We start from the raw sequence: 25406 nt of genomic DNA, 5'->3' as shown, positions 1-25406 counted from the left end.
GCTCACGCGATGCTCGCTCGGCTCAACGCTCTTTTCCTGCTGCTCCTCCTGGCATCCCTGGCGATCTTCGAGCCGGAAGCCCAGACCGTGCGGGCCGGGTTCACGCTCGTCGGGATCGTGGATGGCGGCAAGCCCAGCGGCGCCACGCTCTCGCCGGACGGCGCCCTCACGATTGTCTCGGATGACAGTGGCGCGCCGATGCGCTACGTCATCAGCCTGGCCTGGATCAAGGATCGCCTGCCCGACATCGCGCAGGACGACCTGCTGAGCATCGAGGTCGAGGTGCTGCCAGACGGCACCCTCGTCGCCACGTCGATCTCGAACCTGAGCGACCGCGAGGGCACGGTGAACGACGGACTCTCGACCGGCTCTCGGCGGGTGCGAGAGCAGCCTCGGCAGCCAGCAGGCTCGGATGCGTCCAATGACGGCCCACCGACCGCGACAACCACGCCGGACAGCACGCCAACGCCGACCGCCGTCACCACCACAACGGTCAGCAGCACACCTAGCAGCACCGTGAGCAGCACGCCCACCGATACCGCAGCGGCCACGCCATCAGCGACCGCCACGCCGACCGTGACCAGCACACCCGCCGCCACCAGCACGCCCACCGTAACGCTCACCCCGGTCCCACCCGTCGCCGTCGATGACAGCACCACCGTCTTCGAAGACAGCGGTGCGAACGCCGTCGCCGTCCTGACCAATGACACCGGCAGCGGACCGAAGTCCATCGCCTCGGTAACCCAGCCCGCCAGCGGCACAGTCACCATCACCGGAGGTGGGACCGGCGTGAGCTACGCGCCGAACACCAACTACTGCAACGCCCCGCCCAGCGCCATGCTGGACACGTTCACCTATACCCTGGTGCCGGGCGGCTCCACCGCCACAGTGTCTGTCACAGTGACCTGCGTGGATGACAACCCGGTGGCCAACGCTGACAGCCCCACGGTCACGGAGGACGCCGGGCCGACCGCGATCGACGTCCTGGGAAACGACACCGATGTCGACGGTGGACCGATCTCCATAACCTCGGTCACGCAGCCAGCCCATGGTACGGTCGTCATCACCGGCGGCGGGACTGGGCTCACGTACGAGTTCAACGCTCCTGACTGTACCCTGCTGACCGGCCCGGTCACGTTCACCTACACCCTGACACCGGGCGGCTCCACCGCGACCGTCTCGGTGACAGTGTTCTGCGTGGCGTAGACCAGGGGCGACATGCACATTCTCACTCCCGACATGGTGGTAGAGCAGGGCGATTGCATGTTCGCTGGTGTTCCCGAAGCGCGACGAGACGCGCAGTCGGGGGTTGAAACCCCCGCCTACACTCATTCAGTCGCTGCGCGACGGACGCCGGGAACAGCGTCGTCCGGTGAGACCCGGGGCGTCGCGAAGCGACTGCAGGATCGTAGGCGGGGACTTCAGTCCCCGACCGCCCGTTCCATGATGCTTCGGGTACCCCAATGAACATGCAATCGCCCTGATGCTGCTACCAGTGCAATCGTATGTTGATGTCGTCGTGCCGCCGCGTCGGGGCTTGAAAGCCCCGCCTACCATCCTGCAGTCGCTGCGCGACGCTGTAGTCTCACCAGTCCCTGTCCGTGCCCGGCGTCCGTCGCGCAGCGACGGTGTGACTGTAGGCGGGGACTTCAGTCCCCGACCGCCCGTTCCATGATGCTTCGGGGACACCAATGAACATGCAATCGCCCTGGCTACACCGAGTTCGCCATCACCGGGAAGCATGCTGCCACCATCGCCCTCCTGCCGCCTCTTCACAAAGACCCATTTGACCGCTTGCTGCTGGCGCAGGCCATCAGCGAGGGCGTCACGCTGAGGGCGTCACGCTACAACTGACCGCCGACGCACGCCCGGCTCAGTATCCAGGACCGATCCGGCTGCTGTAGCGCACCATCATCGGCCCCGCGCCTGACACCTCAAGGTCAAACAGGGGCGCTCGACGGTCCTCGGCGTTAGCACTCGATCTAATAGATTGCTAACACTCGTCATACGGGCCTCTTACGAGCCGGCCGATACAACTCCACTAGACATTTCTGGTGTGTGGTGGGCTCTGTCGGCCACCGCGCGCCTCTGTTCGGGACCAGGAGGTGCCGATGAGCGGTCCACAGCACGAGCGAAGTCCAGATCCTCAGGGAGCGGCTGGTGCTGGCGCGTCCGGCGAGCCGTTGACCGTCGAGGCGCAGCTGGAACAGGCGCGCGCCGAGGCCGACGAGCAGCGCCGCAAGGCCGAGTCGTACCTGGATCTCGCACAGCGCTCACAGGCCGATTTTGTCAACTACAAGCGCCGCACGACCCAGGAGCTGGAGCAGAAGGTCAAGGACGCCAACGCCAGCCTGCTCACGCAGCTTCTGCCCGTGATCGACGATCTCCAGCGGGCGCTCACAAGCATCCCGGCAGAGCTGGCGGAGCAGTCCTGGCCCAAGGGCGTCGCCCTGATCGGCCAGAAGCTCGAGCATTTGCTGCAGCTCCAGGGCCTCGAACGGATCGGCGCGGAGGGCGACCTCTTCGATCCGCACGTTCACGAGGCCGTCGCCTACGAGTCCCACCCCGTCTACGACGAGGGGCAGGTCGCCAGCGTCTACCGCGTCGGCTACCGCCTCAACGAGCGCGTCCTGCGCCCGGCCCAGGTGGTCGTCGCGCGGGGGTCGAGCACGTCGCCGGCATCGGCCGGGGGCGATTCCCGGTCGGTCGGCGAGGGCACGTCGCACGCGTGAGCGCGGACCGCGCCCCTTTCTGACTGTTCGCACGTCTCGTCGTGGCGCTGAGGCATCGGCCCCACGACATCAAGGAGGCACAATCCACTATGGCAAAAATCCTGGGCATCGACCTCGGCACGACCAACTCCGTGATGGCGGTCATCGAGGCCGGGGATCCGACGATTCTTGAGAACGCCGAGGGCAACCGCCTGACGCCATCCGTCGTCGCGGTCAACCCGAAGACCAGCGAGCAGATCGTGGGGCAGGTGGCCCGCCGGCAGGCGATCACCAACCCCGAGAACACGATCTTTTCGGTCAAGCGCTTCATGGGCCGCAAGTTCTCCGACCCCGAGGTGCAGGAGGCGCTCAAGCACGTCCCCTACACCGTCAAGGCCGCGTCCAACGGCGACGTGCGGGTGGTGATGGGCGGCAAGGAGTTCTCCCCGCCTGAGGCCTCGGCGATGATCCTGCGGAAGCTGAAGCAGGACGCCGAAGCCAAGCTCGGCGAGGCCATCACCCAGGCCGTGATCACCGTCCCTGCCTACTTCAACGACAGCCAGCGGCAGGCCACGAAGGATGCCGGCCAGATCGCCGGCCTCGAAGTCCTCCGCATCATCAACGAACCGACGGCGGCAGCCCTGGCCTACGGCCTGGACAAGAAGGGCACGGATCAGAACATCGCGGTCTACGACCTCGGTGGCGGCACCTTCGACGTCTCGGTGCTGCGCGTTGGCGAGGGCGTCTTCGAGGTGGTCTCCACCAACGGCGACACCTACCTCGGCGGCGACGACTTCGACCTCCGCATCATCGAGTGGGCCGTTGACGAGTTCCGCAAGGATCAGGGCATCGACCTGCGCCAGGACAAGATGGCCCTCCAGCGGCTGAAGGAAGCGGCCGAGAAGGCGAAGATCGAGCTGTCGACCACCCTGCAGACCGAGCTGAACCTCCCGTTCATCACGGCGGATGTCTCTGGCCCGAAGCACCTGGCGCTCACGCTGACCCGTGCACGCCTGGAGCAGCTGACGGCTGACCTGGTGGAGCGGACCGTTGGCCCCTGCCGCGCGGCCCTGCGCGACGCCGGCCTCGACGCGAGCCAGATCGACGAGGTCGTGCTGGTCGGCGGCCAGACCCGCATGCCGGCCGTCTCCGAGCAGGTCAAGAAGCTCTTCAACCGCGAGCCGCACAAGGGCGTCAACCCTGACGAGGTCGTGGCGGCTGGCGCGGCCATCCAGGCCGGCGTTCTCGGCGGCGACGTCAAGGACATCCTGCTGCTGGACGTCACCCCACTGACGCTCGGCATCGAGACGCTGGGCGGCGTCAGCACCCCGCTGATCCCGCGCAACACGACGATCCCGACCAGCAAGAGCGAGACGTTCACCACGGCCGCCGACGGTCAGACTTCGGTGGAGGTGCACGTCCTCCAGGGCGAGCGCCTGATGGCCGCCGAGAACAAGTCACTGGCGCGCTTCATCCTCGACGGCATCCTGCCGGCCCCGCGCGGCATCCCGCAGGTTGAGGTCACCTTCGACATCGACGCCAACGGCATCCTGAATGTCTCGGCGAAGGACAAGGCGACCGGCAAGGAGCAGCGCATCGTCATCCAGGCCAGCTCTGGTCTGGCCAAGGACGAGATCGACCGGATGGTGCGTGAGGCCGAGGCGAACGCCGCCGAGGACCAGAAGCGCCGCGAGGAGATCGAGGAGCGGAACCGGGCTGACAGCCTGGCGTACCAGGCCGAGAAGATCGTGCGGGAGAGCGGCGACAAGCTGCCTGCCGACCTGAAGACCGAGGTCGAAGAGAAGACCAGGACGCTTCAGGAGGCCTTGAAGGCCAACGACATCACCGCCATGCGGGATGCCCAGAACGCCTTGCAGGACGCGCTCAACCGGGCGGGGGCGGCCGTCTACACGGCGCAGGCCCAGCAGGCCGAGGCCGAGGGCGCGGCGGGACCGGATGACCAGCCGGGCGCTGGCGGGCAGCCGGGCGGCGGCTCGCGGCCGGGCACGGTCGAGGGCGAGTACCGCGAAGTCTAATTGCTGGTTCTGGGTACTGGGTACTGGGTTCTGGGGGGCTCCCCTGAAACCCAGAACCCAGTACCCAACACCTACGTCAAGAGGAGGGTCAGGGAATGGCCTTGTCACTGAAGCCGTTGGGCGACCGGGTGGTCGTCAAGCCGAAGAGCCGCGACGAGCAGACCAAGGGCGGCATCATCCTCCCCGACACGGCGAGCGAGAAGCCGCAGCAGGGCGAGGTGCTGTCCGTTGGCCCGGGCCGCCGCCTGGACAACGGGTCGCTGGTGGCGCTCGACCTGAAGGTTGGCGACACCGTCCTCTTCGCCAAGTACAGCGGCACCGAGTTCAAGCACGACGACGACGACCTGCTGATCCTGAACGAGCGCGACGTGCTCGCGGTGATCGAAGGCTAAGGAACGAGCGAACAGGCGTCAGCTTTCAGCCGTCAGCAAAGTGTTCCGTCGCTGAATGCTGACCGCTGATACCTGACAGCTACGGAGGAAGGGAGCAACATGCCCGCGAAGGATCTGGCATTCGACGAGTCGGCGCGCCGACAGCTCAAGGCCGGCATTGATGCGCTGGCGAACGCCGTGAAGGTGACCCTCGGGCCGCGCGGCCGGAACGTCGCCATCGATAAGAAGTGGGGCCCGCCCACCGTCACCCATGACGGCGTCACCGTCGCCAAGGAGATCGAGCTCGAGAACCCGTTCCAGAACATGGGTGCTCAGATGCTCAAGCAGGCTGCGACGAAGACCAACGACGTCGCCGGCGACGGCACCACGACGGCCACCATCCTGGCGCAGGCCATGGTGACCGAGGGGCTCCGCAACGTCACCGCCGGCGCGAACCCGATGCTCATCAAGCGGGGCATCGAGAAGGCTGCCGACGCGGCGGTCGCCGAGGTCAAGCGGCTCGCCAAGCCGGTGAAGGGTCGCGAGGATCTGGAGCGCATCGCCACCATCTCCGCGAACGACGCCGAGATCGGCAAGCTGTTCGCCGAGGCGATGGAGAAGGTCGGCAAGGACGGGGTCATCACCGTCGAGGAGAGCAAGACCCTCAAGCTCGAGATCGAGTACACCGAGGGGATGCTGTTCGACCGCGGCTACATCTCGCCGTACTTCATCACCAACCCCGAGCGGATGGTCGCCGAGGTCGACGAGCCGTACATCCTGATCACCGAGAAGAAGATCAGCTCGGTGCAGGAGCTGCTGCCAGTTCTCGAGCAGCTGGTGCAGACCGGCCGCAAGGAGCTGGTCATCATCGCCGAGGACGTGGACGGCGAGGCCCTGGGCACCCTGGTGGTGAACAAGCTGCGCGGCGTGCTGAACGTCCTGGCGATCAAGGCTCCGGGCTTCGGCGACCGCCGCAAGGAGATGCTCCGCGACATCGCCGTGCTGACCGGCGGCGAGGTCATCTCCGAGGAGCTGGGCAAGAAGCTGGAGAACGCCAGCATCGCCGAGCTGGGCCGGGCGCGCCGCATCGTGTCCAACAAGGACGAGACGACGGTCGTCGAGGGCCACGGCTCCGAGGACGCGATCAAGGCCCGCATCAACCAGATCAAGGCCCAGATCGAGGAGACCACCTCGGACTACGACCGCGAGAAGCTGCAGGAGCGGCTGGCGAAGCTCTCCGGCGGCGTGGCGGTCGTCAAGGTCGGCGCGGCCACCGAGGTCGAGCTGAAGGAGAAGAAGGCCCGCGTCGAGGACGCGCTCCAGGCCACCCGGGCGGCGGTCGAGGAGGGCGTGGTGCCGGGCGGCGGCGTCTCGCTGCTGGCGGCGGCTCGGGCGCTCGACTCTCTGAAGCTGGACCCGGACCAGCAGGTTGGCGTCGAGATCCTGAAGCGCGCGCTTGAGGAGCCGACTCGCCAACTGGCGAACAACGCCGGACTTGAGGGTTCGGTCATCGTGCAGGAGCTGAAGGCGCGCCACAAGACCGATCCGAACATCGGCTTCAACGTGTCGACGGAGCAGTACGGCAACCTGATCGACCTCGGCATCATCGACCCGGCCAAGGTGACCCGCTCGGCGCTGGAGAACGCGGCGTCCGTGGCTGGCATCATCCTGACCACCGACGCGCTGGTGACCGAGAAGCCTGAGAAGGCTCCGGCGGCCCCGGCCGGCGGCGGGATGCCCGAGTACGACTGATCCCGTCTGACCTCGGTCAGGCTGAATCAGTCAGATAACCACGAGCGGCCCGAGGGAGACTCCCTCGGGCCGCTCTTCTCGCCCAGTACAGGGAGAGCATCAGCCGTGGTGTATTGAGTACGGGGCAGGGCAACTGCATGCTCGTTGAGGTTCCCACAACGTTGTGAGACGCGCAGTCGGGGGTATCAAGCCCTGACGACGCGGCACGACCCGCCCAACGTGCAATCGCCCTGCCGAGGCTGGCCGAATCGAGTGCGGGATGGCCGCCGCCCTGCGATACTGGGAACAGAGCGGGAGCGTACCTGGAACGGCGAGGGGGAGTGCCATGCAGCTCGGCGTGCTCGGACTCGGTCGGATGGGCGCCAACATCGCGCGCCGCCTGATGCGCGCGGGCCACAGCCCGGTGGTCTTCGACGTGAACTACGCTGCCGTCGAGCAACTGCGCGGCGAAGGTGCGACGGGCGCTGGTTCGATGGAGGAGTTCATCGGCACGCTCGGCCGGCCACGCGCCATCTGGCTGATGCTGCCGGCCGCCATCGTGGATCAGACTATCGCCGCGCTGACGCCCTTGCTCGACCGTGGCGATATCCTGATCGACGGCGGCAACTCGTTCTTCCACGACGATATCCGTCGCGCCACGTCGCTCGCGCCGATGGGCATCCACTACCTGGATGTCGGGACCAGCGGCGGCATCTGGGGGCTGGACCGTGGGTACTGCCTGATGATCGGCGGGGAGGCCGAGACCGTCCAGCGCCTCACGCCGATCTGGGAGGCGCTCTCGCCGGGCGTTGAGGCGGCCGGCATCACGCCCGACAAGGACGGAACCAGCACCGCCGAGCATGGCTACCTGCACTGCGGCCAGCACGGCGCAGGGCACTTCGTGAAGATGGTGCACAACGGCATCGAGTACGGGCTGATGGAGGCGTTCGCGGAAGGGTTCAACATCCTGTACAACGCCAACGTCGGCAAGCGCGAGCACAAGACGGATGCCGAAACGACGCCGCTCCGGAACCCTGAGGTCTACCAGTACGACTTCGACCTGGCCGCGATTGCCGAGGTCTGGCGGCGCGGCAGCGTGGTCGCGTCGTGGCTGCTCGATCTGACGGCGCGCGCCCTCCACGACAACCCGTCGCTCTCCAACTTCACCGGGCACGTCTCGGACTCCGGCGAGGGGCGCTGGACGCTGGACGCCGCGATTGACGAGTCGGTGCCGGCGCCGGTGCTGAGCGCGGCGCTCTTCGCCCGGTTCAGCTCGCGCGGGGAGTCAGAGATGGCGGACCGGCTGCTCTCGGCGATGCGCTACGAGTTCGGCGGGCACCGCGAGGCGAAACAGTAGGAGCCAGGAGTCAGGACAGGCCGTCACCTCGTGGAATCAGTGCAAGAAGCAATTGTCATCCTGAGCGCAGCGAAGGACCTCACCCGCTGACGCGATGGTGGACGGTCGGCGGGTGACACGTACGCAGACGGCCAGCGGGTGAGGCGCGCGATGACGGTCAGCCGGTGGGGCGCACGATGACGGTCAGCGGGTGGTGCGAGTGTTGACGGTCAGCGGGTGAGGTCCTTCGCTGCGCTCAGGATCATATGCTTCTTGCAGTCGCTGAAGTGCGAGGCGCGACCCTGGATTAGAACAGGCCGACGACGTCCCCGTTCTCGTCCAGGTCGATCTGCTGGTACGCTGCCGTTGTCGGCAAGCCGGGCATCGTCATGATCTCGCCGGCGACCGGGGTCAGGAAGCCGGCTCCGGTGTAGGCGCGCACCTCGCGAATGGTCACGGTGAAGCCCGTGGGCCGGCCCTTCTTCGCGGCGTCGTCCGAGAGCGAGAGCGGCGTCTTCGCCATGCAGACGGGCAGGCCACCCAGCCCCTGCTCGACGTACTGGGCCAGTTGACGGCGGGCGCGCGGTTGAAACACGACATCCGCGGCGCCGTAGACCTCCCGCGCCACCACCCGAATCTTCTCTTCCGGCGAGGCGTCCAGGTCGTACAAGAAGTGCGGCGCAGACTGTCCGCTGTCGGCCACCTTCGCCACGGCCCGGGCCAGGTCCAGGCCGCCCGCGCTGCCCTGGGCCCAGACGTCGCTGACCTGGGCGTCGAGCGCCCCCGCACGCAGAGCCCCCGCGCGGATGGCCTCGATCTCGGAGGGGAAGTCGCTGGTGAACCGGTTGACGGCCACCACCGCCGGCACCCCGAAGCGCCGCACGTTCTCGATGTGCTTGTCGAGGTTCGCCATGCCCTCAGCGACGGCCTGGGGGTCTTCCCGTTCGAGGCCTGGATCGAGCGGCTTGCCGGTCGCGACCTTGAACCGGCCCGAATGCACCTTCAGCGCGCGGACCGTGCAGACCACCACCGCCACATCCGGCAGCACGCCGGAGGCGCGCCCCTTCAGGTGCATCAGCTTCTCAAAGCCCATGTCCGCGCCGAAGCCGCTCTCCGTCACCACGTAGTCGGCCAGCTTGAGGGCCAGCAGGTCGGCCAGCACGCTTGAATTCCCGTGCGCGATGTTGGCGAACGGCCCGGTGTGCACCAGCATCGGCGTGTGCTCGGTGGTCTGGAGCACGTTCGGCTGGAGGGCGTCCTTCAGGAGGACGGCCATCGCGCCGGCCACCTGCAACTGCTCGGCGGTGACCGGCTGCCCGTCCCGCGAGACGCCGACCTGGATCGCGCCGAGCCGCAGGCGCAGCTCACGCAGGTCACGCGAGAGGCCGAGGATCGCCATCACCTCGGAGGCCACGGCGATGTCGAAACGAGTCTCGCGCGGCACCCCGTTCTCGCGCCCGCCCAGCCCCACCACGATCTGGCGCAGGGCGCGGTCGTTCACGTCGACCACGCGCGGCCACGAGATGCTGAGCGGATCGAGGCCGAGCGCGTTGCCGTGCAGGATGTGGGCGTCGATGGCCGCTGCCAGCAGGTTGTGCGCCAGCGCCACGGCGTGATTGTCGCCCGTCAGATGGAGGTTGAGCGACTCCATCGGCAGCACCTGGCTGTGGCCACCACCCGCCGCGCCGCCCTTCACGCCGAAGACCGGCCCCAGCGACGGCTGCCGGATCGTCCCGACCGTCCGCTTGCCGAGTGCCGAGAGCGCCATCGACAAGCCGACGGTCGTCAGCGTCTTGCCCTCGCCAAGGGGCGTCGGGGTGACTGCCGTCACGGCCACGTACCGCCCGTTCGGCCGGTCCGCCAGCCGCCGGAGGATGGCGGCAGCGTCGAGCTTGGCGACATGCCGACCGTACGGGATCAGCTCATCGTCCTGGACACCCAGGCGGGCGGCGATCTCGGCAATCGGCTGGAGCGGCGTTGCCTGGGCGATCTCCAGGCTGGAACGGTGGGCGGCGGCGAGGCTGTCCGTGCGAGGCGTCTGGGCCTGTGTCACCGTGTGGCTCCGTGGCTGAACGTAGGTGAAGGATGACATGGCGCGCCTCCTTCATACGAGAACGACAGCGCGGTCAAAAACGGGGCGCATCAGGCGAGGGCGGCCTCGCCGTCCATCGCCGACGACACGCTGCCGATCCTTCGGGCCATGCCCCTCAGGGACGAGTACGGCGCGGTCGTGGGCGTCATTCGTGCCGCGGATGGCCTACAATCGGGCACAAACGGAGGTCAGCGCATGGCCGAGCGTGGTGGCAATGCGGAAGGCTCGCGCCTCACTGGTGACGAGCTGGCCGAGTTCCTGTCTGGCGCCTGGATTTGCCGGCTGGCGACCCTCTCCGACGACGGGCACCCGTATGTGACGCCGCTCTGGTTCGAGTACGACGGCGACGGCTACGTCTTCATCGGGCGGGAGCGGGCGGAGTGGATCGCGCACATTCGGCGTGACCCGCGCGTCGGCCTGTGCATCGACGATCCGGACGGCGCGCATGCGCGGGTGGTTGTGCAGGGGACGGCGGAGATCGTGGAGGGGCCGAGCGTGCGCGGCCCGTGGCTGCCGATTGCCGAGCGGATGGCGCGGCGCTACATGGGCGGCGACGACGGCCTGAAGTACATGACGAAGACGCTGGACTTCCCGCGCGTCACCATCCGCGTGACGCCTGAGCGCACCACGACGTGGCGCGGCGCATGGGCAGCGAAGTACACCCGGTAGGCACGATTGTGGGCTGTGGGTGTTGGTGAAAGCGTGCAAATCACAATTGTCATCCTGAGCGCAGCGAAGGACCTCACCCGCTGACCGTCAACTTGCCGTCGTCTGCTGACCGTCAACGCTCCCGTTACCCGCTGACCGTCAACTTGCCGTCGTCTGCTCACCATCAGCGCTACCCCACCCGCCTACCGTCAACGTTCGCGTCAGCGGGTGAGGTCCTTCGCTGCGCTCAGGATGACATGGGGGGGTGCGTCTTTACTACAGCGCGGCGGCGCACGTCAGCCGGCGTGCTTCCACGATCACCGGCCCCGGATGCTGGGCAGCTTCGCGAAGCCGTTCGTGCCGGCGATCAGCCGTTCCAGCATGTGCTGGGCCGGGTGGTAGCCCGGCTGCTCCTCCAGCGCCTTCCGGAAGCAGCGGATGGCCTCGGTGCGGTTGCCGCGCGTGGCATGGATCCGCCCGAGGTTCGCCCAGGGGTAGACGCGGGCCTCGTAGCGCTCCGCCGCGATGGCCCGCTCCAGCCAGGGGATCGCCTCGTCGTACTTGTGCTGCTGGATCAGGTACGCGCCGATGTCGTTGTACGGGTTGCCGAACGCCGGATCGACCTCGATGGCCTGCTTGCACTCGGCAATGGCCTCGTCGATGCGCCCCTGGTGGCTGAAGGCCCAGCCTCGGAAGGTGTACGCCTCAGCCGTTGGGAACAACTCGATGGAGCGGGTCAGCGTGATGATGGCGTCGTTGTAGCGTCGCGCCTCAATCAGCCGCCCGCCTTCGGTCCAGAGCCGCAACGCCTCAGCGCGGCGCGCCTCGTCGGTCACGGTGTGTCTCCCGGGTAGCGCACCTGTGTGACGGGCGTCATCGAACGGCTCCCGATCGTGATCAGCTAGAGTGATCGCGCAACGAGCGCTGCTGCGCGATTGTGCGAAGGGTAGCATGCGCCCCGCAACCGTGGGACGGTCCAGGGGCGTTGTGGCAGGGAAGTGAGCCGATGACTGACCGTTCCGCCCGTGCGGGCGCCGCGCCGACACCGCACCGCGCCGAGCCGCGTGTGATCGCCGGCGGCACGGTGGTGACCATGAACCCCGCGCGCGAGGTCGTGCAGGCTGACGTGCTGGTCGGCGCGGATGGCGCGATAGCCGCGCTGCTGCCGCCCGGCTCGCCCACCCCCGTGGGCGCGCAGATCGTCGACGCGGCGGGCTGCTTCGTGACGCCCGGGCTGGTGCAGGCCCACCTGCACCTGTGCCAGACGCTCTTTCGGGGGTTGGCCGAGGAGCGCCCGCTGCTGGCGTGGCTCAAGGAGCGCATCTGGCCGCTGGAGGCCGCCCACGACCATGCCAGCCTGTTGGCGTCGGCCCGCCTGGGCATCGCCGAGCTGCTGCGGACCGGCACGACGGCGATCCTCGACATGGGCACCGTTCACCACACGGACGCCCTGTTTGAGGCGGCCGAGGCGTCTGGCATCCGCTACACCGGCGGGCAGGCGCTGATGGACCGGGGCGAGGGCGTCCCGCCGGGACTCTGCCAGCCGACGGCTGCGGCCCTGGCCGAGAGCGACGCCCTCCGTGCCCGCTGGGACGGCGCGGCTGGTGGCAGGCTGCGGTATGCCTACAACCCGCGCTTCATCCTCTCGTGCTCGCCGGAGTTGCTGCAGGGCGTCGCGGAGCGGGCCAGGTCCGGTGCGTGGGTCCACACGCATGCCTCCGAGCAGCAGGAAGAGCTGGCGGTCGTCCGCGCCGAGCTGGGGTGCAGCGACCTGGAGTACTTCGCGCGGATCGGGCTGACGGGACCCTGGCTGGTGCTGGCACACGGGGTCTGGTTCGACGACGCGGGCCTTGCCGAGGTGGCTCGGAGCGGCTCACACGTGACCCACTGCCCAGCCTCGAACATGAAGCTGGCGTCGGGGTTGGCCCCGGTGCGCCGGATGCTCGACCTGGGGATCAACGTGGCGCTCGGTTCGGATGGGGCGGCGTGCAGCAACACGCTCGATGGCTGGCAGCAGCTCTGGCTGGCGGCGCTCATCGGGTCCGTCCACGATGGTGCGGGCGCGCTGCCTGCCCGTGAGGCGTTCGAGGTGGCGACGCTCGGCGGGGCGCGGGCGCTCGGGCTGGCGGACCAGATCGGCAGCGTCGAGGTCGGGAAGCGGGCCGACCTGCTGGTGGTGGACCCTCACGCCCACCTGCCCAACGGCGACCCGTACACGACGCTGGTCTACTCGTGCCGGGGGACGGACGTGCGGGCTGTGCTGGTGGATGGTCGGGTGGTGGTGGACGCTGGCCGGCTGCTGACGCTTGACGCCGAGGCCGTGCGCGCCGATGCCGTCAGCGCCCGTGACGCCGTGCTGGCTCGCGCGCGGATGCCCTGAGACGCAGGCGCGTCGGCTTCTGGATCAACGGGCTCGCCGCGTATGATGTGTACGTGCTGATGATCGTTCCGGAGTGAGGTATCTCTGGTGGCCGTCTCCGTCTACCCCCAGCTTGATGCGCTGCTGAGCGCGCGCGGCCTCTCGCTGCTCGACCTCCAGAGCGAACATGGTCTCAGCGCGTCTGAGCAGCAAGAACTGGCAGCACTCGTCGAGATCGATTGGCAGAGGCAGATGCATGGCTTCAACAGGCCCCCGTTGATCCGCGTGCGCGCAGGTCGTACATTGAACGCCAACGGGCGCGCCGAGCAACATGACCGATTCACCCGCCATCCGGCAAGCACAGGAACGGCTCGCACGCCTGTCGTCTCACGATCCAGCGCATGCGGACGTGCGGTTGGTTGTACAGTGGCGGGCGCATAGCGCCTGTGAGTACTGTCTGATGCCGTCACGCTCGCAGTTTCACGTTGACCAGGTGATCCCGCGGCATCGATGGCATGCGTATCTGGCTTCTGAGGTCGCTCATTCAGTTGATCGTATGCTGTGAGCGGCGCGCAGTGGTTGAGGCGTGAACGTCGGACCGGCCTGGATCGTCGTGCTGGTGGCGCTTGGGTACGCCTACGCGCTGCGCTCGGCGGGCCGACGCCGCCGCCCGGCCGGCTGGCGGATCGGGGCGTTCCTCGGCGGGCTTGGCGTGCTCGGCGCGGCCCTGTCCGGCCCGCTCGACAGCCTGGCCCATGCGCTCTTCTGGGCGCACATGGTCCAGCACATGCTGCTCACCATCGTCGTGCCGCCGCTGGTGGCCTGTGGTCAGCCGCTGTATGTCGGGATGGCCCTGTTCTCCCCCGCGCAGCGGCAAGCACTAGCTCGTCTCGGGGTCGAGTCGCGGGGGGTGCGCATCGCGCTGGCGATCGCCGCGCACCCGTTGATCCTGGCCGTCGCGCTCAACGTGCCGCTCGTCGTGTGGCACCTGCCGACGCTCTACGAGGCTGCGCTCGCCAACCAGGTGCTGCACGATCTGGAGCACCTGACGTTCCTGCTGCCATCGGCACTGTTCTGGCTGATCCTGCTGGATCCGGCCACGCCACGGCACGCGCGCCTCTCGCTCGAAGGCACGCTGCTGGTGCTGTTTGCCACCTGGATGGTCTGCGATATGCTCGGTGCGACCCTCGCGCTGTCTGGCGCAGTGTGGTACCCTGGCTACGCCGTCTCCGCGACGGAATGGGGCATCACCGCCGCAGAAGATCAGCGGCGCGGCGGCCTGGTGATGTGGATCGCTGGGGGACTGTTCTATGCTGCCGTGATGCTTGGCGCCCTCGTCAGCCGCACCCGCTCGAGGTCCTTCGCAGCCCGCTGACTGCGAATCCTCCGAGCGAGTCGGCCAGTCCCGACCCGCCTCGCGACGCACTGACGCGTCATACGAGCGCCGCGCCGGGACAATCCTACCCATGCTTCGTGAACAAGACCACCCGTTTGAGTGGGGTGTCCAGTCGCCACCGCTGGCACCCTGTTTCTATCTGGTGGCCGCCTCGCCTAGACGAGGAGACGCCGCCTGCCGATGACGTGCAGGACGGCCGGCCCGAAGGGGGGAATCTATGCCGGACGACACGCCTGCCACTCGGAGCGCAGCGCGCACACCCTGGCAGCAGCGGTTTCTGGACGACATCTTTCTCATCACCGTCGCTGGCCTGATCATTCCGACAGTTTTCTACATCGTGCTGGGGCTGCTCAGCCTGACCAGCGTTCCGGTGTTCACGCCGTGAGCGCGCGCCGACCACACCACACGCGCCGCCCTGACGGCGCTCGCCAGGGAGCACGATGATGGCCGTTCGGGTCAGTAGTCTGGTCAAGCCGCGCGGGGCGTGGTGGCAGTCCCTGGGAAGAGATGAGCGGCTCTGGGTCGGGCTGGTGGTGATCTGGGGTCTGGCGATGTTCGCCATGATCGTCTTCATCTGGCCGGCCATCGGCGCTCGCGACAACGACATCCAGGCCTACCGCGTCGATCCCGCCACCTTCCACGACAAGGTCGAAGCGTTTACGGCCGCCAACAAGGTCGGGGAGATCGCGGGCGTGCCCGTCGTAGCCGCGCCGGCCGGCGGCGACGCCTACCTGGAAGCCGCCGCCTTCTCCTGGCGGCCGTTCCTGCAGCTGCAGCGCGGCAAGCAGTACCGCTTGCTGCTGTCGAGCCGCGATCTCCAGCACGGCTTCTCGCTGGTCTTCGGGCCGCGCAGCCTGAACTACCAGGTGCTGCCGGGCTACATCACCGTCGTTCAGATCACGCCTGAGCGCAGTGGCGAGTTTCCGGTGGTCTGCAATGAGTATTGCGGCCTGGGCCACCACCTGATGCTCGGCCGGGTCATCGTCAAGGACTGACGCACCACACAGAAAGGGATGTCCATGCAGGCAAGTCTCACGTTTGGGCGGCGCTGCCAGGTCACCGATCTGGTGGTGGACCGTTCAGCCGAACATCAGATCATGGCGCACGCGGTGACGGCGGTGGTCTACCTGGCCATCGGCGGCATCCTGGCGCTGCTCATCGCCCTGACGCGCTGGCAGTGGGTCCATCTGCTGCCGGTCAACACGTTCTATGAGCTGCTCTCGACCCACGGCATGGTGATGCTGATCTTCTGGATCTTGTTCTTCGAGGTCGCAGGACTCATTTTCGCCAGCACCGTCCTCCTGAGCGCGCGGATGGTCGCACCGATTGTCGGCTGGATCGCCTATGCGATGATGCTCGGCGGCTCACTTGTGGCGATGCTGCTGATGCTCACCGGTCGCGCCACGGTGATGTTCACGTCGTATCCGCCGCTGCTGGCCCCGCCGACCTACTACGGCGCGGTGCTGGTCTTCGCCGTCGGCGCGATCGTCGCCGTCGTCCACTTCTTCGTCAACGTCATCGCTGCGCGGCGGCGCGGGGATGTCGGGACGCTGCCGCTGTTCACGTTCGCACTGCTGGCGGCGGCGATCCTGGCCCTCTGGAGCCTCGCGGCAGGCGCGGCGGCGCTCATCCCGGCGTTCCTCTGGAGTCTCGGGCTGATCGGTCCGCCGGACCCGGGCGTCTACCGGCTGCTCTACTGGGGCCTGGGCCACGGCGCGCAGCAGGTGAACCTCGCGGCGATGATCGGCATCTGGTACGCCCTGGCCAGCCTCACGGTCGGCGCGAAGCCCGTCAACGAGGGGCTGAGCCGCGTCGCCATCGTCCTGTACGTGCTGTTCATCCAGATGGGGTCGATGCACCACCTGCTGGCCGATCCGGGCATCGCGCCGTGGGTCCGCAACCTGAACACGAGCTACTTCATGTACGCGGCGGTGATGGCGAGCCTGATCCACGCGTTCAGCATCCCGGCGGCCGTCGAGCTTGCGATGCGCGAGCGCGGTCTCAGCAACGGGCTGTTCGGCTGGCTGCGGAACGTGCCGTGGGGCGAGCCGGGCTTCGCGTCGCTGGCCGTGAGCCTCGTGCTGTTCGGCGTCTTCGGCGGCATCAGCGGCGTCATCATGGGCGGCCCACAGGCGAACCTGCTGGCCCACAACACGCTGATCGTCCCCGCCCACTTCCACATGACGGTGGTGGCCGGGACCACCGCCGCCTTCATGGGCATCTCGTACTACCTGGTGCCGCTGGTTTTCCAGCGCCAGATGATGCTGCCGGCCATGGTCAAGGCGCAGCCGTGGGTCTACGGCTTCGGGATGACGGTCCTCTGCATCGGCATGGGGCTGGCCGGCCACTGGGGCCTGCCACGCCGGCACTGGGACGTCACGTTCAGCTCGACTGGCCCGCTCGGGATCAACCTGCTGGCGGGCAGCGCCGAGCCGACGATCTTCCTGGCGATCATGGGCATTGGCGCGATCATCGCCGTCACCGGCGGCGCGATGTTCGTGCTCTCGATTGTGGGCACGGTCTTTCTGGGGACGCGCACCGCGACGCCGGACCTGGGCTACGTCTCGCCAGAGGCGTTTGCACCGATGCCGGCCCTGGTGGCAGGCGGGTCAGAGGATCACCCGGCGGCTGCCCACGCCGGCGCGTTCGAGGTGCCGGGCACGCTGGTGCTGGCGCTGCTCTTCCTGATGCTGTTCATCGCGCTGTACGGCTACTCGTGGATCGAGCTGAGCGGCATCCCGATGCTGTTCCGCTGACCCCCGCAAGCTGCACCGCGAGGCCTTTCTTCTGGGAGTCCCGCGAACCGGTTACCTGTAGCGCGGGGGCGTGTCCCCCGCCCGTTTCTCGATGGAACGGGCGGGGGACACGCCCCCATTGCTGCGATTCAGGTATCGCTCGTGGCCGCGCGGGGACACGCCCCCGCGCGACGGCTTCTGACGGCGGCTACTGGGTCGGCTCCAGCTTGAGGACCATCTGCAGCGCGTTGCGGTGCCAGAAGCCCTCGTGGACGTACGGATCCTTCGCGCTGGGCCAGTTCGTCCAGAACGTCGTGTTCATCGGCACCGGGATGACCGTGTGCACCAGCGGCACGTCCGGCAGCTCAGGCAGCCAGATCTCCAGCGACTTGAGCCAGAGGTCCATCAGCTTCGGGTCGTCCTCCGCGAGCTGCCCCATCTGATCCACGACATCGCTGAACGGCTTGTTCGACCAGCGGTACAGGTTCAGGCCGTTGTTGTCCGTGCCGGTCGGCTTGACGTGCCGCATGTGGTAGAGCCGGTCCCAGGTGCTGAACGGCTCGCGCATGCTGCCGCCGTGGCCCCAGAGGTACGCCTTCGCCTCGCCGGTGCGGACGCGCGCCGCGTAGTCGGCCGGCAGCTGGAAGGTGGCGTCGAAGCCGGCCTGCCGGAGCTGCTCGGTGACAATCGGGGCCTGCGGCGTCGTGGAAGGGTGCTGCGGGAAGGTGATGATCGGCACGGCCACCTTGTTGCCGTCCGCGCCGACCCACATGCCCTGACCGTCCTTCTTGTACCCCTTCTTCATCATGATCTCGTCGGACTTCTTCAAGTCGTAGAGGGTGGTGTTGTACTTTTCGAGCAGCGGCTTGGCGGCCTCCATGTACGGTCGCAGCCCGGCAAAGTCGGGGTAGGGGAGCGGCGCGATCTGGTTGAACCCCTGGAACGCGAACTTGATGATCTGGTCGCGGTTCAGCGCGTAGCTGATGGCCCAGCGGATCTCCGGATCGTCGAACGGCTTCTCAGAGTTGTTGAAGCCGAGGGCGATCGGCCACCAGTCCATGAAGCCGTACGGCGGCTGATCGCTGTGGGTGATGACCTTCTTGTTCTGCCCCTGGACGGCCCGCATGTTGCCCGGCGTGAACGAGAACGCCATGTCGATCTCGTTGGCGATCATCTTCTGCGCCATCGTGATCTCGTTCATGCCTGGCAGGAAGATCAGCCGCTCGATCTTCGGCAGCTCCTTGAAGCCGATCTTCTTGGCCCACCAGTCGTCGCGCCGATCCCACAGCTTCTGCTCGACGGTTGTGGCGACGAGCTTGTAGGGGCCGGTCACGAGCGGCCAGCCCTTGGCAGGGTCGTAGTTCTTGAACGACTTCGGATCCTGGCCCTTCCAGACGTGCTCGGGAGCGATCGGCAGGGCGATGTCCGCGCGGAAGGTCAGGATGTCGAAGACGAAGCGCGGGTTGCGGAAGTTGAGCACGAACTTGACGGTCTGCTCGTCCACGGCCTGGATCGACTTGACCAGCCGCTTGACCTCCGAGCCGTTGAGGAGCGTCGGCTCGTTCGCCAGCATCTCGAAGGTGAAGACCACGTCCCGCGAGGTGAACGGCTTGCCGTCGCTCCACTCTGTGCCCTTGCGGAGCTTCAGCGTGACCTCGGTGAAGTCGTTGGCGAACTGGAAGCTCTCAGCCAGCCAGGGCTGGAACTCGTTGTTGAGCGGGGCGTAGTAGAACAGGCCCTCGGTGCCGGCCTGGGTGTAGCCGCTCCGCGAGAGGCCCGGCAGGTACTGGTTGAAGTTGTCGACGTCGGTGAAGCCGCCCGGGTGCTCGCCGCCGAGGCCCGCCGCGACCATCGTGCGGTTGCGCGGGATGTTCTTGACCTCGCCGCCAGCGGCAGCCGCGGGCTTGGCGGCCTCGGCCGGCTTCTGGGCCGGGGCCTGCTGGGCGGCAGCCGGGGGCTGGGCTGCCGCGCCGGCCGGCGCGGCGGGCTTGGCCGCCTCAGCAGGCGCGGCAGGCTTGGCGGCTTCCGCCGGCTTGGCCGGTTCGGCGGGCTTGGCCGGCGCTGCTGGGGCGGCTGGCGCTGGCGGCTGCGAACAGGCCGCCAGCAGCGTCGCGCCGACGCCAGCCACGCTCGTGGCGATGAAGCGCCGCCGGCTCGTCCAGCGCGTCAGGCCGGCGCGCGGCGGCTGCTCGCCCACCGGGGCGGGATCAGAAAGAGGCGTCGCAGACCGCTCCGTCTCGTGGTCCATCGTGGTCCACTCCTTCCCGAGCATCGTGCTCGAACGACCGAGGTTCAGGGAGACAGACTCGTGCCGTGGGTGACGGCCAGGTGTCGGGGGGTGAGGGCCGTCTGTTCGGCTACACCGCCCGCCGCACGCGCGGGTTCGCGATCTCGTCGAGGCCAGAGGCCACCAGGAACAGGCCGGTGAACAGCAGCACGATCACCACCAGCGGTCCTCCCCACCACCACCACATGCCCCGCAGCAGCGCGCCGTAGTAGATCGACCAGAAGATCGTCATGCCGAGGGTCGGCTCGTTCTGCGGCCCCAGGCCGAGCGCCTCCAGGCCGAGCGAGGCCAGCACTGCCGCGCCGACGGCGCTCACGAAGCTGGCCGCGAGGTACGGCAGCAGGTTGGGGAGCAGCTCGCGGAAGATGATCTCCAGGCCGCCCATCCCCGAGAGCCGCGCGATCTCGACGTACCCGCGCTCGCGCATGGTGAGCACCTGCGCGCGGATCGTGCGCGTCGGCGTCATCCAGGCCAGCGAGGCGACGATCAGCGCCATGATCTCGACGGTCAGGTTGGTCTTGATCGTCGAGGCGATCACCACCAGCACCGCGAGGGCCGGGATCGGTAAGAGCGTGTCGGCGAGGCCGCCGATGACGGTGTCCACTGTGCCACCGAAGAAGCCGGCCATGAAGCCGAGCACCGTGCCGATCATCAGCCCGACGAAGCCGGCCAGCAGGCCGACCTCGAAGGCGCGGGGCGTCGCCTCGATCAGCACCGGCAGGAGCTGGCGGCCGGCCGTGTCCGTGCCCAGCAGGTACTCGGCGGACGGTTCCATGTCTGGGGGCGCGGAGAGCGGGCGGGCGCCGCGCACGTCCACCACCCGCGACCCGATCAGCCAGAACAACAACAGTCCCAGCAGGATCAGCAGGCCGGCCACGAGGCGAGGATTGCGGCGCAGATAGTGCCACGCCATGCTGACGCGAGATTCGGCGGGCGGCGCCTGGGCTGGCGGCGGCCCGTTCAGCGCGTTGTCGTCCAGCCCTGGGCGACCCCGAAGCGCTCCATCCCCGTCCGTGACGACGGCGGTGGAAGCGGCGACTCCCGAAGCGTGCATCCCCATGCGAAGCATCCTCACGGTGCGTGTCTGATTGGCGAAGGTATGGTCGGGCCGCGGGGCGCAGCCGGTGCATGACTGCGCGGCGGTGGAGCAGATCTCCTGTCGGCGGCGGGCAGGCCTGGCAGGCTCAGGCGTGCTGCCGCTTGATGCGCGGATCGAGCAGGTGGTAGCTCAGGTCGAGCAACAGCGTCGCCAGCCCGACTCCGACGATCACGAAGAAGACGATCCCGTTGATCGTGAAGAAGTCGAAGCCGGAGATCGCCTTGTAGAGCAGCGTGCCGACGCCCGGGTACTGGAAGATGATCTCCACCAGCAGCGCGCCCGACACGATGTGCCCGAGCGTGAGGGCCAGCGAGGTGATCTGCGGCAGAATGGCCGTCCGCATGCCGTAGTTGAGGAAGACGCGCCAGCCGCGCAGTCCCTTCGCCTCGGCCATGACCATGAAGTCTTCGCCCTGCGTCGTGACCATCATGCCGCGCATCCCAAGCGCCCAGAACCCGGTTGCCGCCAGCACGATGGACAGGGCCGGCAGCATCGAGTGGTACATGACGGTCAGCATGTAGCCGACGGTCAGGCTCGGGAGGGTGCCAGTGGGCGCGCCGCCGCTGATCGGGAAGATCGGCAGCTTGAAGGCGAAGCAGTACACCAACAACACGCCGAGCAGATAGTAGGGCACGGCGGAGAAGGCGAACAGCGGCGGCAGCAGGTAGCTGAAGATCTTCGGGGCGCGCGGCCAGGCCGTCAGCCCGCCAAGCAGCGTCCCCAGCCCGAACGCGATCAGCGTGGCCGTCAGCAGCAGCCCGACGGTCCACGGCAACGCCTGCCCGATCAGGTCGATGACGCGCGATGGGTACATCAGCAGCGAGACGTTGAAGTCCAGCCGCAGGACGTCGCCCATGAAGCGGAAGTACTGGACGTACAGCGGCTGATCCAGCCCGAACTTCTCCTCGTAGGCGCGCGCCATCTCCTCAATCGCGGTCTGCATGACGCTGCCGCTGACGGCCATCAACGCCAGCCGCTCGCGGATCGGGTCGCGGCCGGGGGCCAGCCGGGGCAGGAAGAAGATGACGCTCGTCGCCATCCAGACTACCAGCACGAACAGCAGAACTCGTCGAACGATGTACCCAGGCGTCACTGCCTTCCTCGCTCCCGTACTGATTGGCGCCAGCCGCGCGCAGCCTCCTGCTCTGGGAGCGCCGCCCGCAGACCCCAGCCGCCAGCATCGGCGGCAGACTGTTCTCGTGAATCGACCATCGAGCGTGCCAGCCGCCCAAGTGGGCCGGCAATCCGGAGTCGGGTGAGCCTCCGATGCTCACATGCTGCACATGGCGTGCGATATCGGTACGGTACTCCGGCGCATCATGACTGTCAAGATCCGAAACAGGCATTCGCGCGCGTACCTGGGCGGCCTCGTGCTGGCGCACCCCGGCGCCCGATCGGCTTGTCAGAACGGTGGGCCTGAAGCGACCTGGAGCTGGCTCCCGGCCTGGCCAACCGTGTGGTTCAGCAGAAACTGCTTCCCGGGGGCACGCCGTGTGGTCCGGTAGAGTTCAGGGCGGGCCGTTTGCGGGCGGGCGGCCTCGCAGATCGCGGGGGAGAGACTTTATGGTGACGCTGCGGCCGGCTCGGCTGGGCTGAGGTCGGCCGGTGCTCCGAACGATCAACCTGCTGGCCTTCGTCGGCGTGCTCTATCTGGCAGGCACGTATGGCGGACGATGGGTCTGGGCGCCCTGGTCGATGCCGGCGCTCGGCCCGACTCTGACCGGCGTCTGGGAGGGGCCGCTGCGCGCCGAGCAGGGGGCCGAGTACCGTCTGTACGTGGAGCTGAGCTACCGGGACGGCGGCGTCCGGCTGTCTGGCGCGTCCACGCTGACCGGGCGGGCTCGCATCTGCAATCGGGCGGGCGAGCTGTTCGAGTACAGCGTCGACGGCGAGGCGAGCCGCTCCGGCGACCGCGTCGAGCTGCGGCTGACGTTCGCCGATCCGGCCCGGCGCGCGCTCGGTACGGTGCTGGACGGGAGCTGGAGCGGCCAGTCGCTGACCCTGCGGCCGACCGCCAACCCGTTCGCGGACGACGGCTTCGTGCCGGCCGAGCTACACCGCGCCGAGCCGGCCGCCTTCCTGATCGGCTGCGGCCGGCTGACGCGGTAGCGGCCCCTGGGACCGCAGACGGCTTGTCCGCTCTGGTAGCGCCAGTGGAACCAGGCGGCGAAAGCCTGCCCTGAGCGGAGCGAAGGGATCTCCGCGCTCCCGGGGGGCGTGTCGCGGGTTCAGGCCAGGGCGCGGATCGGCTCCTTCTGGAGGTTCAGCCAGAGCAGCTCCTCCTCGGACAGCTTCACGTCGAGCGCCCCGAGGCAGTCGTCCAGCTCCTCCACTGAGGCCGGCCCGATCAGCGCGTACAGCTCCAGCGGCTGGTGCAGCACCCAGGCCAGCGCGATCTGGCGCAGGTTGCAGCCCTTCTCGCCGGCCAGCGACTCGGCCCGGCGGTACCGCTCCCAGTTCTCATCTGAGAAGTAGGTGCGGATCACGTTCTGCTGATCCATCGTCTCGCCGGTCATGCCGGGCTGATACCGGCCGCTGAAGAACCCGCGCGCCTGCGACGACCATGCGAAGATCGGCATGCGGGTCTTCTCGTACCAGTCCAGGGCGTCGCGGTCGCCGGCCAGGGTGACGCAGCCGGCCCACATCGGCTCGACGGGCACGGCCAGCGCCAGGTTCGGGCTGCTGACGCTGAACGGCTTCAGGCCGTGCGCCTCGGCGTAGGCGTTCGCCTCGGCGATCCGCTGGTGCCGCCAGCTCGAGCCGCCGAACGCGCCGATCCGCCCCGCCCGGTGCTCCTCGTTCAGCGCGTCGATGACCGGTCCGACCGGCGCATCCTCGTCGTCCTTGTGGAGGATGTAGACGTCCATCCGGTCAAGCTGCATGATCCCCAGGCTGATCTCGATATCCTCATGGATCGCCGCTGCGTTGACGCGCCGCTCCAGCGTCTGGCTGTCGTGGTGCGCGCCCTTGCCGATGACGACGATCTTGTCGCGCAGGCCGCGCTCTTTGAGCCAGTTGCCGAACGCCGCTTCGCTGGTGCCCTTCGAGTAGACGCGGGCGGTGTCCACGGCGGTGCCGCCGGCCTCGACAAAGCGATCCAGGATGTCGTTGGTGCGCTGCTGGTTCTCGATGGAGAAGACCATGCTGCCCATGACCAGCCGCGAGACAGGCCCAGCAACGTCCGGCAGAGTTCCGTACCTCATCGTTCCTCCTCTGGCCTCGGTAGGCTCGTCCCCTGTCACGGAGGCGACAGGAAGCCATGATACCCCAGGCGCAGGGGGCTGCCTGGGAGCGCGGGTCAGGCGACGAACAGGCCCGTCAGGTACATCAGCAGCATCCCCGTCAGGACGCCGGCCGCGCCGAGGGGCGTCGCGATGCGGCTGCCGCCCTTGCTGGTCGTGAGGCGCGCCAGCTCGTAGACTACCTGGAAGACCGCCCCCGCGCCAATCGCCAGGAACAGTGTTGCCCAGAGGTCGGAGTAGGCGAACCCGCCAAGCCAGGTGCCGAGGATGGTCGGGCCGCCGGCCGCCAGCCCCAGCAAGAGCAGGTTCTTGAGCGTCGTGCCGTGGCGGGCGATGGGCGTCAGGATGCCGAAGCCCTCGGTGATGTTGTGCAGGGTGAAGCCGACCACCAGGAACGCCCCGAGCGCCAGCTCGCCCACCGCGTAGGCCGCACCGATGGCCAGCCCTTCGCCAAAATTGTGCAGCCCGATGCCCGTCGAGATCAGAAAGGAGAGCGCCAGCGCCCGCTCGGCCTCCGAGCGCCCTGCCGCCGCGTCGATAGTCCGCCGGCTCACGCCGAGCAGCACCAGGATCGACCCGGCCACGCCGATCGCTACCAACCCGATGCCCCGGAACGGGGACGGCACCCTGCCGGCCAGCTCCAGCGCTTCGACCACGGCATCCACGCCGAGGAAGATCAGCAGCCCGGCCGTCAGAGCCAGCAGGAAGTCGAGCACCGCGCGATCCAGCCGCCGCACCAGCGGGAACCAGAGCAGTCCGAGATAGACCGGCAACACGCCGACCAGCACCCCGAGCAGCGCGAACAGCAGCAGCAGGGACGACGACGGCTCCGGGGTGGTGGCGGCGATGGGGACCGTCTTCAGGAACGCCAGCCCGTTTGCGGTGAGCACCTTGACGGTGACCGGCTCGCCCTCCAGCCAGGGGTAGGCGATGCCGATGGTCGCCCGGCCGAGCCGGGGGATGGCTGGACCCGGCTCGATGGCGAACTCCCAGAGGGCATCGTTGACGATCACCTGGGCGACGGTCAACGGGGCCGGGCCGGTGTTCACCACCTGGACGGCGACGCCCTCCGGCCGGAACCAGAGTCGCTCGATGTCGAGCTTGCCGAGCGCGTCGGGCGGGACCGGGGCCGGCCCGAGCAGCTCATCGCCGTAGACGACGAACAGGGAGATGAGGGCCACCAGCAGCGCCACCGGCAGCAGGGCCAGGAGCGCCAGCGCCCCGCCACTCTTGCCGCTCGCGGGGGCGGCCGGCGCGGTGTCGGAGGTTGGGGCAGCGTCGGGTGGCCGGGCCGGAAACGGCGCGTCGCTGGCGTGGCCCTGCCCGTCGTCGCCCCGGCCGTCGTGGCTGCGCGCGGCCATCT

The 25406-nt window shown here is 68.2% G+C and carries 21 protein-coding genes; 14 read left to right on the top strand and 7 right to left on the bottom strand.

All coding sequences use genetic code 11. The features are described from left to right. Window positions 1-9: 9 nt before the first annotated feature. The 6 genes from IT306_23895 to gnd all read left to right on the top strand — a co-directional run bounded on the left by IT306_23895 (window position 10) and on the right by gnd (window position 8206). The gene (locus IT306_23895) at window positions 10-1206 is read left to right on the top strand and encodes a cadherin-like domain-containing protein (GenBank protein MCC7371483.1); all 1197 of its coding nucleotides are present in this window, start codon (window positions 10-12) and stop codon (window positions 1204-1206) included. A gap of 905 nt (window positions 1207-2111) precedes the next feature. Continuing rightward, window positions 2112-2732 carry a nucleotide exchange factor GrpE gene (locus tag IT306_23890; GenBank protein MCC7371482.1) on the top strand — a complete coding sequence of 207 codons (621 nt, stop codon included), beginning with the start codon at window positions 2112-2114 and terminating at the stop codon, window positions 2730-2732. Between the two features lie 89 nt (window positions 2733-2821). Next, window positions 2822-4747: a molecular chaperone DnaK gene (gene dnaK, locus IT306_23885; GenBank protein ID MCC7371481.1), complete on the top strand. Its 1926-nt coding sequence runs from the start codon at window positions 2822-2824 to the stop codon at window positions 4745-4747. 95 nt (window positions 4748-4842) lie between these two features. Next, window positions 4843-5139 carry a co-chaperone GroES gene (gene groES, locus IT306_23880; GenBank protein MCC7371480.1) on the top strand — a complete coding sequence of 99 codons (297 nt, stop codon included), beginning with the start codon at window positions 4843-4845 and terminating at the stop codon, window positions 5137-5139. A gap of 99 nt (window positions 5140-5238) precedes the next feature. Continuing rightward, entirely contained in the window at window positions 5239-6870 is a 1632-nt protein-coding gene (groL, locus tag IT306_23875) for a chaperonin GroEL (GenBank protein ID MCC7371479.1), read from the top strand. A 325-nt stretch (window positions 6871-7195) separates the two neighbouring features. Next, complete coding sequence (gene gnd / locus IT306_23870) at window positions 7196-8206, top strand: decarboxylating 6-phosphogluconate dehydrogenase (GenBank protein ID MCC7371478.1); 1011 nt, start codon at window positions 7196-7198, stop codon at window positions 8204-8206. A gap of 286 nt (window positions 8207-8492) precedes the next feature. Here the strand turns inward: gnd and IT306_23865 are convergent, their stop codons facing one another. Continuing rightward, window positions 8493-10277, bottom strand: a complete 1785-nt coding sequence (locus tag IT306_23865; protein MCC7371477.1) for a formate--tetrahydrofolate ligase — start codon at window positions 10275-10277, stop codon at window positions 8493-8495. A 195-nt stretch (window positions 10278-10472) separates the two neighbouring features. Between IT306_23865 and IT306_23860 the strand changes: the two genes are divergently transcribed. Further along, on the top strand, window positions 10473-10946 hold the full coding sequence (locus IT306_23860) for a PPOX class F420-dependent oxidoreductase (protein ID MCC7371476.1): 474 nt from the start codon (window positions 10473-10475) through the stop codon (window positions 10944-10946). A 296-nt stretch (window positions 10947-11242) separates the two neighbouring features. Here IT306_23860 and IT306_23855 read toward each other — a convergent pair whose 3' ends face one another. Beyond that, window positions 11243-11878 (bottom strand): tetratricopeptide repeat protein, encoded by a 636-nt coding sequence (locus tag IT306_23855; GenBank protein MCC7371475.1) that lies wholly within the window; start codon window positions 11876-11878, stop codon window positions 11243-11245. 140 nt (window positions 11879-12018) lie between these two features. Between IT306_23855 and IT306_23850 the strand changes: the two genes are divergently transcribed. The 6 genes from IT306_23850 to IT306_23825 all read left to right on the top strand — a co-directional run bounded on the left by IT306_23850 (window position 12019) and on the right by IT306_23825 (window position 17436). Beyond that, a complete protein-coding gene (locus IT306_23850) occupies window positions 12019-13305 on the top strand; it encodes an amidohydrolase family protein (protein MCC7371474.1) in 1287 nt (428 codons plus the stop codon). An 87-nt stretch (window positions 13306-13392) separates the two neighbouring features. Beyond that, the gene (locus tag IT306_23845) at window positions 13393-13725 is read left to right on the top strand and encodes a hypothetical protein (GenBank protein ID MCC7371473.1); all 333 of its coding nucleotides are present in this window, start codon (window positions 13393-13395) and stop codon (window positions 13723-13725) included. 145 nt (window positions 13726-13870) lie between these two features. Continuing rightward, window positions 13871-14659, top strand: coding sequence for a cytochrome c oxidase assembly protein (locus tag IT306_23840; GenBank protein ID MCC7371472.1), 789 nt, complete (start codon window positions 13871-13873; stop codon window positions 14657-14659). A gap of 238 nt (window positions 14660-14897) precedes the next feature. Further along, complete coding sequence (locus IT306_23835; protein MCC7371471.1) at window positions 14898-15065, top strand: hypothetical protein; 168 nt, start codon at window positions 14898-14900, stop codon at window positions 15063-15065. Window positions 15066-15123: 58 nt separating this feature from the next. Next, the gene (locus IT306_23830; GenBank protein ID MCC7371470.1) at window positions 15124-15675 is read left to right on the top strand and encodes a cytochrome c oxidase subunit II; all 552 of its coding nucleotides are present in this window, start codon (window positions 15124-15126) and stop codon (window positions 15673-15675) included. Window positions 15676-15693: 18 nt separating this feature from the next. Beyond that, a complete protein-coding gene (locus IT306_23825) occupies window positions 15694-17436 on the top strand; it encodes a cbb3-type cytochrome c oxidase subunit I (GenBank protein ID MCC7371469.1) in 1743 nt (580 codons plus the stop codon). A 187-nt stretch (window positions 17437-17623) separates the two neighbouring features. Here IT306_23825 and IT306_23820 read toward each other — a convergent pair whose 3' ends face one another. From IT306_23820 to IT306_23810, 3 genes are all read right to left on the bottom strand, one after another. Then, the gene (locus IT306_23820; GenBank protein MCC7371468.1) at window positions 17624-19663 is read right to left on the bottom strand and encodes an ABC transporter substrate-binding protein; all 2040 of its coding nucleotides are present in this window, start codon (window positions 19661-19663) and stop codon (window positions 17624-17626) included. 109 nt (window positions 19664-19772) lie between these two features. Continuing rightward, complete coding sequence (locus tag IT306_23815) at window positions 19773-20615, bottom strand: ABC transporter permease (GenBank protein MCC7371467.1); 843 nt, start codon at window positions 20613-20615, stop codon at window positions 19773-19775. 271 nt (window positions 20616-20886) lie between these two features. Further along, complete coding sequence (locus tag IT306_23810; protein ID MCC7371466.1) at window positions 20887-21894, bottom strand: ABC transporter permease; 1008 nt, start codon at window positions 21892-21894, stop codon at window positions 20887-20889. Window positions 21895-22406: 512 nt separating this feature from the next. Here IT306_23810 and IT306_23805 point away from each other — a divergent pair. Next, the gene (locus IT306_23805) at window positions 22407-22910 is read left to right on the top strand and encodes a hypothetical protein (protein ID MCC7371465.1); all 504 of its coding nucleotides are present in this window, start codon (window positions 22407-22409) and stop codon (window positions 22908-22910) included. A gap of 119 nt (window positions 22911-23029) precedes the next feature. On the opposite strand, the gene IT306_23800 is transcribed toward IT306_23805, so the two are convergent. Together IT306_23800 and IT306_23795 are read right to left on the bottom strand one after the other, a co-directional pair. After that, window positions 23030-24004 (bottom strand): aldo/keto reductase, encoded by a 975-nt coding sequence (locus IT306_23800; protein ID MCC7371464.1) that lies wholly within the window; start codon window positions 24002-24004, stop codon window positions 23030-23032. 95 nt (window positions 24005-24099) lie between these two features. Beyond that, a complete protein-coding gene (locus IT306_23795) occupies window positions 24100-25404 on the bottom strand; it encodes a metal transporter (GenBank protein MCC7371463.1) in 1305 nt (434 codons plus the stop codon). Window positions 25405-25406: the final 2 nt, after the last annotated feature.

Source organism: Chloroflexota bacterium (assembly GCA_020850535.1).
Classification (GTDB): Bacteria; Chloroflexota; UBA6077; order UBA6077; family JACCZL01; genus JADZEM01.
The sequence above is the reverse complement of the archived record's forward strand: the minus strand, read 5'-3'. Positions and strand labels throughout refer to the sequence as shown.